Source organism: Nonomuraea sp. NPDC048882, from assembly GCF_040649755.1.
In the GTDB taxonomy this organism is placed as follows: domain Bacteria; phylum Actinomycetota; class Actinomycetes; order Streptosporangiales; family Streptosporangiaceae; genus Nonomuraea; species Nonomuraea maheshkhaliensis.
This window is the reverse complement of sequence record NZ_JBEZGB010000015.1, coordinates 69,227-83,281: the sequence shown is the minus strand read 5'-3', so window position 1 is coordinate 83,281 and position 14,055 is coordinate 69,227. Positions and strand designations below refer to the sequence as shown.

Genomic DNA, 14,055 nt, shown 5'->3' with positions numbered 1-14,055 from the left:
CGGCCGCGGGACACCGCGGCCGGTGGCGGGCCCGTCAGTTGAGCAGGATGGGCAGGCTGCGGTAGTCGTTGGCGATGAACGAGGGCTGCGGACGCAGCTCCTCGACGGGCCCGGCCAGGCGCAGGCCGGGGAAGCGGTCGAAGAGGGCGGGCAGGGCGACGGCGGCCTCCAGCCGGGCCAACGGCGCGCCGAGGCAGAAGTGGATGCCGTGGCCGAAGGCCAGGTGCTGGCGGTCGGCGCGGTCGATGTCGAACCGGCCTGGGTCGGGGTTGGCGTGCGGGTCGCGGCCGTGGGCGCCGAAGGCGATCAGGATGAGTTCGCCCTTGCCGATGGTCACGCCGTCACCGAGGTCGAGGTCGGCGGTGGCGTAGCGCATCGGCAGGTGCATGAGCGGCGGGTTGTGGCGCAGGGTCTCCTCGATGACGTCGTCCCAGCGGCCGGGGGCGGCCTGGGCGGAGGCGAGCTGGGCGGGGTGGGTGAGCATGGCGACGACGGCGTGGTCGATGAGGGACACGGCGGTCTCGCTGCCGGCGCCGATCATGAGGATCAGGGTGCTGACGAGTTCGTCGGGGCTGAGCCGGTCGGCGCCGGTCTCGTGCGCGGCCAGCAGGACGCTGGTCAGGTCGGCGCCGGGGTCGGCGCGCTTGTGCTCGATCAGCCGGTGCATGGCCGCGTACATGTCGCGCTGCACGCCGGTCGCCTCCTCGGCCGACAGGGTGGTGTCGAGCACGGCGTCGATGGTGCGCAGCATCTCGGGGCGCTGCTCGGCGGGAACGCCCATGAAGTCGCAGATGACCTGGGTGGGGACCCGGTAACTGAAGCGGGCGCGCAGGTCGACCGGCCGGCCGGGTGGTTCGCGGTCGAGATCGTCGAGCAGTCCGGTGACGATCGCCTCGACCGCGGGCCGCATGGCTTGGATGCGGCGGGGGGTGAACGCCTTGCCGACCAGGTCCTTCAGGCGTTTGTGATCGTCGCCGTCGACGGTGAACATGCTGGTCACGTCCACCCAGGCGGTCAGCCAGGCGATGGCGTAGGGCTGGTAGTCGGGCCAGGAGGTGCGGGCGTTCTTGGAGACGTCGGGATGGGTCAGGAGCGTTCTGACCACCTCGCCGCGCGTCACCGACCAGGCGACGAGGTCTCCGGGGAGCAGGACGCGCACGGCGGGGCCGCCGGCGCGCAGGTGGTCGACCTGTTCAAACAGGTGACCGCCGGTGGTGTCGAGGGTCATCGGTTGGCTCATCGCGCATACCTCCTGTGGGGGCGGTGGGGGCGGCGAAGGCATGGGCCGGCTGCGGCCGGAAGTGGACGGCGAGCCGGGCGGGGCACTGGTGGAAGGGGCCTGGGCGGTTGACGACCTCCGCGTCGGCGAGCTGGACGTCCCAGAGCCGGTCGAGCAGGGTCTCGATGGCGCTCTGGGCGATGATGGCGGCCTGGCTGTCGGCCGGGCAGCGGTGCGGCCCGGCCGACCAGGCCAGATGGGAGCGGTTGTCGTAGCCGAGGTCCGGCGGCAGCGCCGGGTCGGCGCCGGTGGCGGCGTGGCTGATCAGGATCGGCACGCCGGCCGGGACGGGCACTCCGTGCAGGGTGGTGTCCGTGCGGGCGTAGTGGACGGAGAAGTTCGCCATGGGCGAGCGCACCCACAGGACCTGCTCCAGGGCCCGGCGCACGGTGATCGCGCCGCCGGTCAGGTCGCCGGCGTAGTCGTCGTCCGACAGCAGCAGGCGCAGCCCCGAGGCGATCCACGCGGCGGTGGGGATGGTGCCGGCCCCGACCAGGACGACCAGCTGGTGCAGGATCTCCTCGTGCGACAGCCGGGCCGGGTGGGCCAGCATCCAGGAGGTGCAGTCGCGGCCGGGGGTGCGGTTCTTCATCGCGATGATCTCGGACAGGGCCCGCGCCAGGTCGGCGGCGGCCTGCCCGGCTCCTGAACCGGCGTTGATCATGCCCTGGCAGGCGACGACCATGCGGCCGGTCAGCTCGGGCGGGCAGCCGAGCAGGTCGGTGAAGACGAGCAGCGGCAGCATGTCGGCGTACTGGCCCATCAGCTCGGCGTGGCCCTGCTGGGCAAAGCCGGCGATGAGGCGCAGGGCGTGGGCGCGGGTGAGGTCGTGCAGTTCGGGCTGGCTGACGCGGGCCAGGCAGTCGTCCATGGCCTGCCGGAGCCGGGCGTGGCGATCTCCGTCGGCGTACAGCAGGCTGGGGCGGTAGGCCATCAGGGCCAGCACCGGGCTGTCCTGCGGGACGCGGCCGGCCGCCAGGTCCTGCCACAGCCGGCTGTCCTTGCTGTACGTGTCGGTGTCGGTGAGCAGGTCGATGGCGGCCCGGTGGCCGGTGACGACCAGGGCGTGCACCCCTTCGGCGATCTCCGCCCACGCGACAGGACCTGCGGCCCGCAGCACCTGGTAGACGTCCTGCGGGCGGGCGGCGAACTCCGGCCCGAACATCCGGGGCGGGGCCACCCGCGCGGCGGGCGGGGTCACGTACGAGGTCATGGGGCGTGCTCCAGGTGACGGGGGCGGTAGAGGATGTGGCGGACGAGGGCGATCAGGCCGTGCTTGGCCGATCCGATCTCGCGGGCGTCGAGGCTCACCAGCGGCTGCTCGTCGTCCATGCTGAGGCTGTCGCGCAGGTGCGCGTCGCTGTAGCGGGGCGAGCCGAAGAAGTGGTTGACGGCCACCGTGTACGGCAGCCGCGCCTCTTCGAGCAGGTCGATCGCGTCGAAGCTGTCGGCGATGCGGCGGGTGTCGACCAGGACCAGCCCGCCCAGGGCGCCCTGCATGAGGGAGCGGACCATGCCGTGGAAGCGCGGCTGGCCGGGGGCGCCGAACAGGTAGAGGACGATCTCCTCGCTCAGGGTCAGGCGGCCGAAGTCCATCGCGACCGTGGTGGTGTCCTTGTCGGACAGCTCGTCGAGCTCGTCGACGAGCTCTCCCGCCCTGGTCATCCGCTCCTCGGTGGACAGCGGCCTGATCTCGGAGACGGTCTTGACGAACGTGGTCTTGCCGACGGCGAACGGGCCGAGCACCAGGATCTTCACGGACTGGGCGCGGGCCGGAACGTAACGGTCAGAGCTTCTCAAGGGCCACCAGCACTTTCCGCAGCACCTCCGCGCTGTGCGGGGACGAGGCCGTCGGGACGAAGGGGGCACGCGCCGACAGATGACCGCTGTCGAGCAGCCGGGAGACGATGACGCGCACGACGGGGCTCGGCAGGTGCAGGTGCGCGGCGACCTCGGAGACCGACAGCACGCCCGGCAGGCAGAGCTCCATCACCCGGCGCGGCTGGGCCGCCAGCCCGGTCACCGGCCGCGTGGCGTCGGCGAGCAGCAGCGTGGCGGCGTCCAGGCCCTGCCGCGCCGGGGTGAGGTCGCCGCCGGTGGCGGTGTGGGAGCGCACCATGCCCGCGCGCCGGTGCCGGGAGTGGCTCATGTCGTGTCGCCACGTTCGCGTGCGCCGAGTACGGGCCGCAGCCCGTTGATCATCTTCAGCGTGGCCTGGATGGCCACCGAGACCTCGTGGCCGGCCGACTCGCCCCGGACGGACACGCCGACGCCGGTGCGTTCCGTGGCGACGAACAGCAGCAGCGTGACCGTCTTGAGGTCGCTGACCATGAAGCGCAGCGGGCCTGGCGTGCACTGCTCCCCCTGGGTGCGGCAGAAGCCGCCGAGGTCGCGCTGCAGCGAGTTCAGCCCGGCCAGGGTCGCGGCCGTGCGGTCGGCGTCGTCGCGGTCGAGCCCGTGGGAATGGGCCATCACCAGCCCGTCGGAGGTGAACAGCAGCGCGTTGAGCACCCCCGGCTCCTCGCACAGCCGGTTGAGGGCCCAGCTCATGTCGGTGCTGTCGGCGGTGGGCTGTTGCATGATCATGCCTGTGCGTTTCCTTCAGGATCGGCGGCGTCGGCGGTCAGGCCCGTGGTGAACGCCCGGCGGAGCGTCTCCAGGCCGGCGGCCGCCTCTTCGGGAGAGCGGGTGTCGGTGAGGGCTTCCTGGGTGGCGACGGCGGGCCGGGGCGTGGCGGGCTCCTGGCGTCGTTCGCGTTTGGGCAGGCCCTGCGGCGTGGTGGCCATGACAGGGGTGAGGGCGGTCGAGGTGACGGCCGGCGGCTGCGGTGCGGTGGGGGTCTCGTCCCCCCGGCGGGCGCCGGACGGCGGCGTCTGCCCGGCCGGTGCGGGGTTGATGACGCTGCTCGGGATCAGGCACACCGCCTTCACCCCGCCGCTGCCCGAGGGGGCACTGACGTCGACCCGGAAGCCGTAGTCGTGCGCCAGGCGGCCGATGACGGCGAAGCCGAGCTTGCGCTCGTCGGCCAGCCCCGCCACGTCGAGGTCCGCCCGCCCCGACAACTGCCGCTCGGCCTCGGCCAGCTGGAAGGCGTTCATGCCGTAGCCGGCGTCCTCCACCACGATCCGCAGCCCCGCGGGGACCGCCGTGACGTAGACGCCGACGCGGTCGCTGGAGTAGGTGGCGGCGTTGCTGAGCAGCTCGGTCAGCGCGATGGTGATCGGCTCGACGACCCGGCCCTCGACGTACTGCTCGCCGACGTCCGGCAGGTAGGTGTAGTCGACCCGGTTGTACGCGCTGATCCGCCCGCGCGCTCCCTCGACGATCTCGCGCAGCGTGCAGTCCGCCCGCTGCATGCCGGGCCAGGACCCGGTCAGCACCCGCAGCCGCTGCACGGCGTGCAGGCTCCAGGTGGTCAGCGCGTCGAGGTCGACCAGCGTCTGATGGAACGGGGTCTGCGTCGGGAAGTCCTGGAACGCCTCGTCGATCTTCATCTGCAGCCGGGCGAGGTACATCTGCACCTCGTCGGCCATGCCGCGCACGCCGGTGCGGGCCGAGCGGTCGAGATCGTCGCGGGTGGCCCGGATGGTCTCGCCGAGCAGGTCGATGGCGCTCTGGTGGTGCTTGGCCAGCAGGCTGTCCTTGAAGCCCGGGTGCAGCAGCCCCGGCACGCTCACGCCGGTGTAGCCGCGGGCCTGCTCGTCGGCCGCCGCCTGGAGGCGCTGGAGCAGGTGACCGGACTCCTCGATCGCGGCGGCGTACCACTGCCGGTTCGTCTCGGCCTGGCGGCGCGCCTCCTGCAGCGTCCTTTGCAGGATGGAGTGCTGGGTCCGCTGATCGCCGGTCCCGGCCGGCGTCTCTTTCACCGGCAGGGATTTCACCGGCGCTTTCGCGGGCGCTTTCACCGGCGCGGTGACCGGCCCGTCATCCGGAGAGGTCTCCTGCGCGACCGGAGCGCGGGCGTGCGGCGCGCGGGCGTGCGGCGCGCGGGCGTGCGGCGCGCGAGCGCGCACGGCGAGCGCGACAACGGCGCCCAGGACTACTGAAAGAGCGAGGACGGCCCCTAATAGGGCCACTACCGCGAAATCGGTTGTGATCACGACAATCCTTGTTCGGCGCCGCAGGCCAGGCCGGCCATGGCGAGATGACAGGGAGGGACGCGCTCGACCAGAGGAACGACATTCAGCCCTCCTGGCGCCCCTTGCGCGGCACAGCAATATGAAAGATATTCGGCATTCAGCTGCTGGAGCCCCTGAAAAGGAGCATGCCGAGGTCGCAGCGTTGCCAACACTGTGCCGGTTGTCCCGAATGACACGACTATCTCCGCAGTCACATTGAGGAACACTGGCAAACCTTACGCATCCCTCTCGTCAATGTCATGCCGATCCCGCTTCCTTTTGTCATCACACCCCTTGGAGCGCCCAACTTCAAGATAAAACTCATTTCGCCCATTTCCGAAATATCAATACGAAATTCAAATGGACCTGTGTTTTACTGGGAAAACGTGAAGACCGATTCTCGGAGCGGCAGTCCCAGCACGAGAAACCTGAGCCGCACGCCGGACCGGCTCGCGGACCGGCTCGCGGATCGGCCGATAGCCACCATCCCTTGCCGGCGGCGGGATCGGGCGGGGGATCCTCCGGGGCCTGGGCTATCGTAGGATCGGACAGCAGGCTGTCAGCAAACGTTTTCAGCGCGAAGGGCCCTTAGACAAGGCGATGGCGAGACGGGTCAGGCGGGGCGCGACACTGCAGGAGATCGCCCAGGAGGCGGGCGTGTCCGTGGCGACCGTGTCCCGGGTCGCCCGCGGCATCGGCCAGGTCTCCGACGACACCCGGCGGCGGGTGCTGGCGGCCATCGACCGGCACGACTTCCGGCCCAGCCGGCTCGGCCGCGCGCTCGCCGAGCGCTCGCACGGGGCGTTGGGCATCGTGTTCCCCGGTCTGTCGGGGCCGTACTACTCCGAGGTGATCAGCGGGTTCGAGGAGGAGGCCGTACACGCCGAGATGGCCGTGATCATCCTCGGGACCCACCTGCTGCGCGAGTCGGGCGAGCTGGTCAGGGACACGGCGGCACGGGTCGACGGGCTGGCCGTCATGGGCGGGGTGCTGGCCGACGGCCTGGTGGAGCGGCTGCGCGACCGTGGCGACCCGATCGTGCAGCTCGCGGGCCGGCCGAGGGCGGGGCTGCCCACGGTGCGCACCGAGAACGTGGCCGTCTTCGACCGGCTGACCCGGCACCTGCTGTCCGACCACGGGTACGAGCGGGTGAGGTTCCTGGGCGACCCGGACGCCTCGCCGGACGCCGCGTACCGGTGGCAGGGGTTCGCGCAGGCGCACCGGCACGCGGGGGCCGGGGAGCCGGCCGGACCGGTCCGGATCGGGCTGATGCAGTCCGACGGGTACATCGCGGTCAGCCGCCTCCAGGCGGCCGGGCCGCTGCCCAGGGCGCTGGCGTGCGCCAACGACGAGACGGCCATCGGCGCCGTGCTCGCCCTCCTGGACATGGGCCTGCGCGTGCCCCAGGACGTCGCCGTCACCGGGTTCGACGACATCCCCATGGCGGGCCTGCCGGCGTCCGGGCTGACCACCGTGCACCAGCCCATGCGCGAGCTGGGCATGGAGACGGCCCGGCTGCTCCTGCGGCAGATCGAGAACGACACGCAGGGAGCGGTGGACCGCGTGCTGGAGACGCAGCTGGTGATCCGGGGCAGCTGCGGCTGCGGAATCCCCGCCTGACGCGTTCGGCACGCGCCGGAACCCGGGCGGCGGATCGCGCGCGACCCGGCGGCCCTTGACAGGTCAGATGACTCTCATCAGTCTGTCGGTAAATCGCACTGTAAGCGCTTGCAGCAACAGTCCTGGCAAGGAGGCCCCACAGTGAAACCCTTATCCGGCATCCTCACGTTCGTCGTCGCCGCCGCCTCGGCGATCGTCGGCCTGAGCACCGCGGCCGGGCCCGCGTCCGCCGCCGACCCCGCTCCCGGCCAGCCCTGCTCGGCGGCCGATCTCGGCAAGCGCTACCCCGTGGTGAAGAGCGCCCGGGTCGAGCCCACCATCACGCACTTCAAGACCTTCTTCGTCACCGAGGGCACGACCGGCTCCCAGACGCTCACGCTGGAGACCTCGACCACCATCACCGTCGAGGTGGGCACGACCACGCAGATCCAGGCCGGGTTCAACATCCTCACGCTGGGCAGGGTCGAGGCGTTCGTGAACCGGACGGTCAAGAAGATCACGGCCTCCACCGACAAGGAGGTTCAGACCATCACCTGGAACTTCAACGCTCCCGGCTACTACGGGCTGTTCAAGGGCACCCGCAAGGTGAGCGGCGAGTATGCCGGCATCAACTGCGACCGGGTCGACCTGGGCGGCGGCGCGTTCGCCACCCAGTGGGTCGAGCGGCCCGGCGGAACGTACACGACGTACTCGGTGATGGAGGAGGGCGCGATCCGCTGCGCGGACGCCGTACCGCCGAACAGCCTGATGAGGCTGGCGCAGATCCAGCTCGGGTGCGACGGAGTGGCGGCACGTGAGCGGGCCGAGGAGCGGGCGAAGGCCGGCCGGCGGGCCGGGGAGCCCGCGGCCGGGAAGCCGGGCGTGATCGCCCCGCTCGCCGTACCGCCGGGCTTCACGTGCGACTCCGCCCTCTACCGGATCGGGACCCCGGACCGGCTGCTCGCCTTCTACGACGCGAGCAACAGCGGGGAGATCCGGCACGCCGGCTGGACCAGCAACTCCCGGGCGTACTGGCGCGTGTGCCAGGGACCGCAGAGCAACGGCAAGACCGAGTACGTGTTCGTGGGCCAGCATGGCGGCAACTGCCTGGCGGTGATGGGCGCGGAGGAGACCGGCGACGGAGGCCGACTGGAGGAGGCGAACTGCGCGGCGGTGGACGACCGCCAGCGTTTCTACGTCTACCAGGACGTCGCGGGCTCGAACCTGGTCGGCCTCCAGGTCAAGCGCACCGGCTTCATGATCGGCCAGGCCCGGCTCGCCAGCGGGGAGCAGATCCGCCAGTACAGCACGGGGATGGCCGACGGCACGGGCACCTTCCTCCTCGACAAGGTGACCTGAGAACGCCGGGGGCGGGGACGCCGAGCCCTTGCGTCCCCGCCCGTCCGGACGCCTGGAGGAGCGCAGAATTTCTCCGCATGATTACTCACAGTCACGGGCATAACGCTCTTCGTCTCCCCAATGGACCACCTAGTCCGAAATATGCCTATCTATCGGGGAAATGGAGCTAGCGGCGATGCGCAGCAGCGGCAGCCTACTCGTCAGTACGTTCACGGTGGCGGTGTTGCTGACCGCCGGATGCGCGCCGGGCCTGCCCGGCGGCGCCCAGCAGGAGGGCCCGCCCGCGCCGGCGCCGCCGCCCGTCCTGTCGATCACGCCGGTCGACGGCACGAAGCAGGTGCCGCCGGACACCGGGATCGCCATCAAGGTCACCGGCGGCAGGATCACCAGCCTGACCCTCGCCGACGCCGACGGGCACCAGATCGAGGGCAGCATGGGCATGGACGGCACCTGGCGTCCCCGATGGCCGCTGAAGCCGTCCACGGCGTACACGGTGAGCGCGCAGGCCACCAGCCCCGACGGGCGGCAGGTGGCGGCCGAGCGGGCCGCGTTCACCACGCTGAAGCCGAAGCGGGTGCTGAAGAGCGGCATGTCGCCGCTCGAAGGCGAGAAGGTCGGCGTCGGCATGCCCGTCCAGCTCCTGTTGTCGGAGCCGATCACCACGCAGAAGGACCGGGCCGCGGTCGAGCGGTCGCTGACGGTGCGGATGTCGCGGCCGGTCGAGGGCGGGTGGAGCTGGGTGAGCGACACCGAGGTGCAGTTCCGGCCGCGCGAGTTCTGGCCGGCGGGCGAGCGGGTCACCGTGGTCGCCCACCTGACCGGGTTGCGGATCGGGCGGAACCTGTGGGGGACCAAGGACCGTACGGTGAACTTCACCGTCGGTGCCGAGCACATCACCACGATCCGCGACAAGTCACACCGGGCGGTCGTCCGCAAGAACGGCGAGGTCGTCAAGACCATCCCGGTCAGCCTGGGCAAGCCGGGCTACGAGAGCTGGTCCGGCACCATGATCGCCCAGGAGAAGGCGGCGGACTTCCTCATGGACTCGGCCACCGTCGGCATCCCCGGCGAGTACCTGCACCACACCAAGTGGAACGTGCGGATGACCTACAGCGGCATGTTCTTCCACGCCGCGCCCTGGTCCGTCTCCGATCAGGGCCATCGCAACGTCAGCCACGGATGCGTGAACGCGGGCACGGACAACGCCCGCTGGTTCTACAACTTCACCCAGCGTGGCGACATCATCAAGGTCAAGGGGACCTCGCGCAGGCTCCGTTTCGGCAACGGGCCGACGCCCTGGGCCAAGACGTGGCAGGAGTGGCAGGCCGGCAGCGCCCTCACCGGCTCGTCCGACGCCTGACGGCCGGGGTCTCGCCCGCACGGGGCCCGCGTGGGGCCCGCGTGGGGCCCGCGTGGGGCCCGCGTGGGGCCCGCGTGGGGCCCGCGTGGGGCCCGCGTGGGGCTTCGTCGGCGAATGCGCAGCTCAGCGCGGTGGCGGCGATATGCGCCGGACGGGACGGATGTGCACTTGTGTGGCGGGACTTTCGGCTCTACTGCGGTATGACTACGATCGGGCACCAATCGCCAGTACGGCGATCTTGGGATCTTGGATCAACCGACCGGCGAGGAGAGTACCCGGCACATGGCTGGATGGGGCAGGGGCGGGCTGCGGCGGTCGAAGGCGCCCGGTGACGGGAGCACGCCGCCCGGATCCGCCGGCGGCGGGCCGAAGCGCCCGGCCGTCCGCCGGCTGCGATTACGGACCGTGCTGCTCACTGTCGTGATCGTGCCGAGCGTGACGTTCACGCCGCTGCTGGCGTCCGGCATGAACCAGCTGTTCACGCAGTGGCAGGCGGAGAAGGCACAGCTGGCGCTGGCCGACACGACGGTCGGCCGGCCCGTGGCCGAGCTGTTCTTCGCCCTGGACCAGGAGCGCCGGTTCACCGCGCAGGCGCAGGCCGCCCCGCGTGCCACCGCCCGTGACCGGCTCGCCGTCCAGCGCCGGGCGACCGACCGCGCCGTGCGGGCGTTCCGTTCCCTGACCGGCGCCGACCTGAGCGACGGGCAGCGCGGGCTCGCCGACGCGATCTCCCGCACCGTGGGCGCCCTCAGCCTGCTCGACCAGCAGCGCAAGGCGGTCGACGCCGGGACGGCCGGCGCGACGCAGACGTTCAACTACTACAGCGGCGTCCTGGTGTCCGGCCTCGGCGTGCTGACCGCGCTCAGCAACACCGACGAGGGCCGGCTGAACACCGAGGCGCAGGCCCTCGTCGACCTCTTCTGGATCATCGACAGTGTGGGGCGCGAGGACGCCGTCCTGGCCCGCGGCTGGGAGAGCGGGCGGCTGACGAGGATCGAGTACGGCTTCGTCGCCGAGGCCGCCGGCACCAGGAACCACCTCATGCGCGCCCGGGTGCTGCCCGCGCTCACCGGCGACGAGACCCGCCACGCGAAGATCACGGAAAGCCAGGCGTGGCAGACCATGACCGCCGTGGAGGGGCGGCTGTCCACCGCCGCCGGCGCCGCGAGCGACCAGGTCAGGCTCCGCGAGGACGCCAACGCCTGGCGCGCGTCCGTGCAGACCGTGACCGCGCAGCTGCGCGAGCTCGTCGACCTGCGCAGGAAGCACGTCTCCGCGGTCGGCCACGCCCACGCCGACATGATCTTCACGGTCTTCGTCAGCGTCTCCACCGTCGGCCTGCTCGCGCTCGGCCTGGTCGTCTTCGCGAGCTGGCGGCTGACCTCCGTGCTCCGCCGGCGCATCCTGCACCTGCGCCACGACGCCCAGGAGCTGCGCGAGCGGCTGCCCGACGTGGTCGCCAGGCTGGAGCGCGGCGAGGACGTCGACGTGGACGCGGAAGTCCGCAAGATCGAGCCCACCGGCGACGAACTCGGCGAACTCGGGCAGGCGCTCAACCTGGCCCGCCGCAGCGCCGTCCGTACCGCGATCCGGCAGGCCGAACAGCACCGCGGCTTCCAGCGCATGCTCCAGCGCATCGCCCGCCGCACCCAGATCCTCATCGGCCTGCAGCTGAAGAAGCTGGACGAGCTGGAGCGCAGGCACGAGGACCCCGAGGTGCTGGAGGGGCTGTTCGACCTCGACCACCTCACCGCCCGGCTGCGCCGCTACGAGGAGAACCTGGTCATCCTCGGCGGCGGCCAGCCGCAGCGCCGCTGGCGCAGGCCCGTACGACTGCTCGACGTGCTGCGCGCCGCGCAGAGCGAGGTCCAGGACTACCGCCGGATCTCGATCGACGTCGAGGGCGAGTCCTGGCTCGCCGAGCGCGCGGTGGGGCCGGTGATCCACGTCCTGGCGGAACTGATGGAGAACGCCACCACCTTCTCCAAGCCCCTGACCCCGGTGGAGGTACGGGCCGCGCCGGTCAGCCGGGGCATCGCCGTGGAGATCGAGGACCGCGGGCTGGGGATGGAGCCCGAGCGGTACGCCTCCTTCAACGCCCTGCTCCAGGCGCCGCCGCAGCTCGACGTCATGACCCACGCGGACGACGTGCGGCTCGGGTTGTACGTGGTCGCCCGGCTGGCCGCGAACCTGGATCTCCAGGTGGAGTTGCGGCCGTCGGCGTTCGGCGGCACCCGGGTCATCGTGCTCGTTCCCGAGGCTCTGGTGGTGCGCCGGCCGCCTGCCGCCGCCGTACCGGAGGAGGAGGGCCGGGAGGCGGGCGGTACGCGTGCGCGGTCCCAGGCGGGCGCGGCCGACGCTCGCCGGTCGGACGGGCGGTTGCTGCCGACCCGTGGCGGCGCGCGCACACCGGCGGCCGAGACCGCCACTCAGACCGGCACGGGTGCTCGCGCTGACGCCGACGCCGACGCGGGTGCTGACACCGGCGTCATCTCCCTCACCGGTGCCGGTGCCGGGGCTCATACTGGTGCCGGCATCGACGCCCGTGCTGACGCCGGTGCCGAGGGTGCCGCCGGCAGCAACGGCTCCCCCGCTCCGGCCCCCTCCGCCCCCGCGGCGGATCCGGCGGGTCGCCCGCCGCTCCCCCAGCGGGTCCGCCAGGCCAGCCTGGCCGCCGAGCTCAGAGCCCCGGCGGGCGGCGCCCAGAACGGCCGGGCCGTACGCGAACAGCCCGGCCGCGACCAGCCCGCAGCCGATCGATCCGGCCGATCCAGCGCCACGATCGGCGCCTTCCAGAGGCAGTCCCGCAAGCGCCGTACCGGTGACGACGCCGCCGAGGACCGGCCGAGCGCATCACCCGACCCCAGTTCCCCCACGACGAAAGACCGATCATGATGCAGCGCACCACCGCCACCAACGTAGACCTGGACTGGCTGCTGGACGGCCTGGTCGATCGGGTCGCGGGCACGCGGCACGCCATCGTGCTGTCCGACGACGGCCTCGTGATCAGCCAGTCGCGGGGTCTCGAACGCGCCAACGCCGAACGCCTGGCCGCGATCGCCACCGGCCAGCAGAGCCTGGCTCACGGCGTCGGGCAGCTCTTCGGCGGCGGACCGGTCCACCAGGTCATCATCGAGATGGCCGATCTGTGGCTGTTCATCATCGCCGCGGGGCAGGGCTCGCATCTGGCTGTGCTCGCCTCCCAGGAGGTGGACGCCGAGCTCATGAGCGTCGCGATGCACACCCTGATCCAGCAGGTCGGGCAGAAGCTGGGCACCGACCCGCGCACGCGGCACGGCCGCGAAGCCAGGGGCCACGGATGAAACACTGGACGGACGGGTTCGCCGACGACGACGCGGACGAGCCCCTTGTCCGTCCTTACACGATCACCGGCGGCCGGACCACGTCCGAGCGGGCCGACCTGACGCTGATCACGGTGATGTCGGCGGTGCCCGAGGCCGCCGCGGAGACGGGGCGCGGGCGGCGCAAGCTGCAGCCGGAGCATCGTACGATCCTGACGCTGTGCGCGCGTCCCCTGGCGGTGGCGGAGATCGCCTCCGCGCTGGACCTCCCGGTGTCGGTGGCCAAGATCCTCATCGGTGACCTGATCGACTCGGGTCAGTTATGGGCCAGGCAGCCGGCGTACGCGTGGGCGGGCACCGGGCCCGACATGGCGATCCTCAAGGCAGTAAGGGATGGGCTACGTGAACTCTGACCAGGGGGACGACGCTCCCCTGGCGGTGAAGATCCTGATCGCCGGCGGGTTCGGCGTCGGGAAGACGACCATGGTCGGCGCGGTGAGCGAGGTCGCCCCGCTGCGTACGGAGGAGTACCTGACCCATGCCAGCGTCGGCGTGGACGACCTGGAGGACCTGAGCGGCAAGTCCACCACCACCGTGGCGCTCGACTTCGGCCGCATTTCCCTCGGCCGGGGGCTCGTGCTCTACCTGTTCGGCACACCGGGCCAGGAACGTTTCTGGTTCATGTGGAACGATCTCGTCAACGGCGCGCTGGGGGCGGTGGTGGTGGTCGACACCCGGCGGCTGGAGGTCAGCTTCGCCTCCATCGACTTCTTCGAGGCCCGGGGGATCCCGTTCGTCGTCGGCGTCAACTGTTTCCACGGGGTCAGGGACCGGACGCCGGAGGAGATCCGGGCGGCGCTCGACCTCGATCCGCAGGTGCCGCTGCTGCTCTTCGACGCCCGCGAGCGGAGGCAGGGGCGCGATGTGCTGCTGGCCCTCATCGACCAGCTGATGGCCGCCCGGCCGCACACCACGCCGCACCCCGTACCCTGACCGCCCGACCCGGCTCGACGGCCGGCCGTCGAGCCGCTCACATGT

13 protein-coding genes are annotated in these 14,055 nt (G+C 71.6%); 7 read left to right on the top strand and 6 right to left on the bottom strand.

Annotation, left to right across the window (positions count from 1 at the left end):
* Positions 1-34: 34 nt before the first annotated feature.
* Genes AB0C27_RS41555 through AB0C27_RS41530 form a run of 6 tightly spaced genes read right to left on the bottom strand, consistent with a single transcriptional unit; the run spans position 35 to position 5,379 of the window.
* On the bottom strand, positions 35-1,240 hold the full coding sequence (locus tag AB0C27_RS41555) for a cytochrome P450 (RefSeq protein WP_357856591.1): 1,206 nt from the start codon (positions 1,238-1,240) through the stop codon (positions 35-37).
* Positions 1,194-2,492, bottom strand: coding sequence for a cytochrome P450 (locus AB0C27_RS41550; RefSeq protein WP_357856588.1), 1,299 nt, complete (start codon positions 2,490-2,492; stop codon positions 1,194-1,196). The genes AB0C27_RS41555 and AB0C27_RS41550 overlap by 47 nt, the downstream gene beginning before the upstream one ends.
* Positions 2,489-3,079, bottom strand: a complete 591-nt coding sequence (locus AB0C27_RS41545) for an ATP/GTP-binding protein (RefSeq protein ID WP_357856584.1) — start codon at positions 3,077-3,079, stop codon at positions 2,489-2,491. Before AB0C27_RS41545 ends, AB0C27_RS41550 begins: the two co-directional genes overlap by 4 nt.
* Positions 3,066-3,428 carry a DUF742 domain-containing protein gene (locus AB0C27_RS41540; protein WP_357856581.1) on the bottom strand — a complete coding sequence of 121 codons (363 nt, stop codon included), beginning with the start codon at positions 3,426-3,428 and terminating at the stop codon, positions 3,066-3,068. Before AB0C27_RS41540 ends, AB0C27_RS41545 begins: the two co-directional genes overlap by 14 nt.
* Entirely contained in the window at positions 3,425-3,865 is a 441-nt protein-coding gene (locus tag AB0C27_RS41535; protein ID WP_346107953.1) for a roadblock/LC7 domain-containing protein, read from the bottom strand. Before AB0C27_RS41535 ends, AB0C27_RS41540 begins: the two co-directional genes overlap by 4 nt.
* The gene (locus AB0C27_RS41530; RefSeq protein ID WP_357856578.1) at positions 3,862-5,379 is read right to left on the bottom strand and encodes a hypothetical protein; all 1,518 of its coding nucleotides are present in this window, start codon (positions 5,377-5,379) and stop codon (positions 3,862-3,864) included. The genes AB0C27_RS41535 and AB0C27_RS41530 overlap by 4 nt, the downstream gene beginning before the upstream one ends.
* A 618-nt stretch (positions 5,380-5,997) precedes the next feature.
* Here AB0C27_RS41530 and AB0C27_RS41525 point away from each other — a divergent pair.
* The 7 genes from AB0C27_RS41525 to AB0C27_RS41495 all read left to right on the top strand — a co-directional run bounded on the left by AB0C27_RS41525 (position 5,998) and on the right by AB0C27_RS41495 (position 14,010).
* Positions 5,998-7,017 carry a LacI family DNA-binding transcriptional regulator gene (locus tag AB0C27_RS41525; protein WP_357856575.1) on the top strand — a complete coding sequence of 340 codons (1,020 nt, stop codon included), beginning with the start codon at positions 5,998-6,000 and terminating at the stop codon, positions 7,015-7,017.
* 141 nt (positions 7,018-7,158) lie between these two features.
* Positions 7,159-8,355, top strand: a complete 1,197-nt coding sequence (locus AB0C27_RS41520) for a hypothetical protein (RefSeq protein WP_357856573.1) — start codon at positions 7,159-7,161, stop codon at positions 8,353-8,355.
* A 175-nt stretch (positions 8,356-8,530) separates the two neighbouring features.
* Complete coding sequence (locus tag AB0C27_RS41515) at positions 8,531-9,715, top strand: Ig-like domain-containing protein (protein WP_357856570.1); 1,185 nt, start codon at positions 8,531-8,533, stop codon at positions 9,713-9,715.
* A 282-nt stretch (positions 9,716-9,997) separates the two neighbouring features.
* Positions 9,998-12,610: a nitrate- and nitrite sensing domain-containing protein gene (locus AB0C27_RS41510; RefSeq protein ID WP_357856567.1), complete on the top strand. Its 2,613-nt coding sequence runs from the start codon at positions 9,998-10,000 to the stop codon at positions 12,608-12,610.
* Positions 12,607-13,038 (top strand): roadblock/LC7 domain-containing protein, encoded by a 432-nt coding sequence (locus AB0C27_RS41505; protein ID WP_357856564.1) that lies wholly within the window; start codon positions 12,607-12,609, stop codon positions 13,036-13,038. The genes AB0C27_RS41510 and AB0C27_RS41505 overlap by 4 nt, the downstream gene beginning before the upstream one ends.
* On the top strand, positions 13,035-13,430 hold the full coding sequence (locus AB0C27_RS41500; RefSeq protein WP_357856561.1) for a DUF742 domain-containing protein: 396 nt from the start codon (positions 13,035-13,037) through the stop codon (positions 13,428-13,430). Before AB0C27_RS41505 ends, AB0C27_RS41500 begins: the two co-directional genes overlap by 4 nt.
* On the top strand, positions 13,411-14,010 hold the full coding sequence (locus AB0C27_RS41495; RefSeq protein WP_357856558.1) for an ATP/GTP-binding protein: 600 nt from the start codon (positions 13,411-13,413) through the stop codon (positions 14,008-14,010). Before AB0C27_RS41500 ends, AB0C27_RS41495 begins: the two co-directional genes overlap by 20 nt.
* Positions 14,011-14,055 lie beyond the last annotated feature (45 nt).

Excerpts from the sequence above, each read along its gene's own strand:
- AB0C27_RS41555 (WP_357856591.1), bottom strand. The coding sequence starts at position 1,240 with ATGAGCCAACCGATGACCCTCGACACCACCGGCGGTCACCTGTTTGAA.
- AB0C27_RS41550 (WP_357856588.1), bottom strand. The coding sequence starts at position 2,492 with ATGACCTCGTACGTGACCCCGCCCGCCGCGCGGGTGGCCCCGCCCCGG.
- AB0C27_RS41540 (WP_357856581.1), bottom strand. The coding sequence starts at position 3,428 with ATGAGCCACTCCCGGCACCGGCGCGCGGGCATGGTGCGCTCCCACACC.
- AB0C27_RS41535 (WP_346107953.1), bottom strand. The coding sequence starts at position 3,865 with ATGATCATGCAACAGCCCACCGCCGACAGCACCGACATGAGCTGGGCC.
- AB0C27_RS41525 (WP_357856575.1), top strand. The coding sequence starts at position 5,998 with ATGGCGAGACGGGTCAGGCGGGGCGCGACACTGCAGGAGATCGCCCAG.
- AB0C27_RS41515 (WP_357856570.1), top strand. The coding sequence starts at position 8,531 with ATGCGCAGCAGCGGCAGCCTACTCGTCAGTACGTTCACGGTGGCGGTG.
- AB0C27_RS41510 (WP_357856567.1), top strand. The coding sequence starts at position 9,998 with ATGGCTGGATGGGGCAGGGGCGGGCTGCGGCGGTCGAAGGCGCCCGGT.
- AB0C27_RS41505 (WP_357856564.1), top strand. The coding sequence starts at position 12,607 with ATGATGCAGCGCACCACCGCCACCAACGTAGACCTGGACTGGCTGCTG.
- AB0C27_RS41500 (WP_357856561.1), top strand. The coding sequence starts at position 13,035 with ATGAAACACTGGACGGACGGGTTCGCCGACGACGACGCGGACGAGCCC.
- AB0C27_RS41495 (WP_357856558.1), top strand. The coding sequence starts at position 13,411 with ATGGGCTACGTGAACTCTGACCAGGGGGACGACGCTCCCCTGGCGGTG.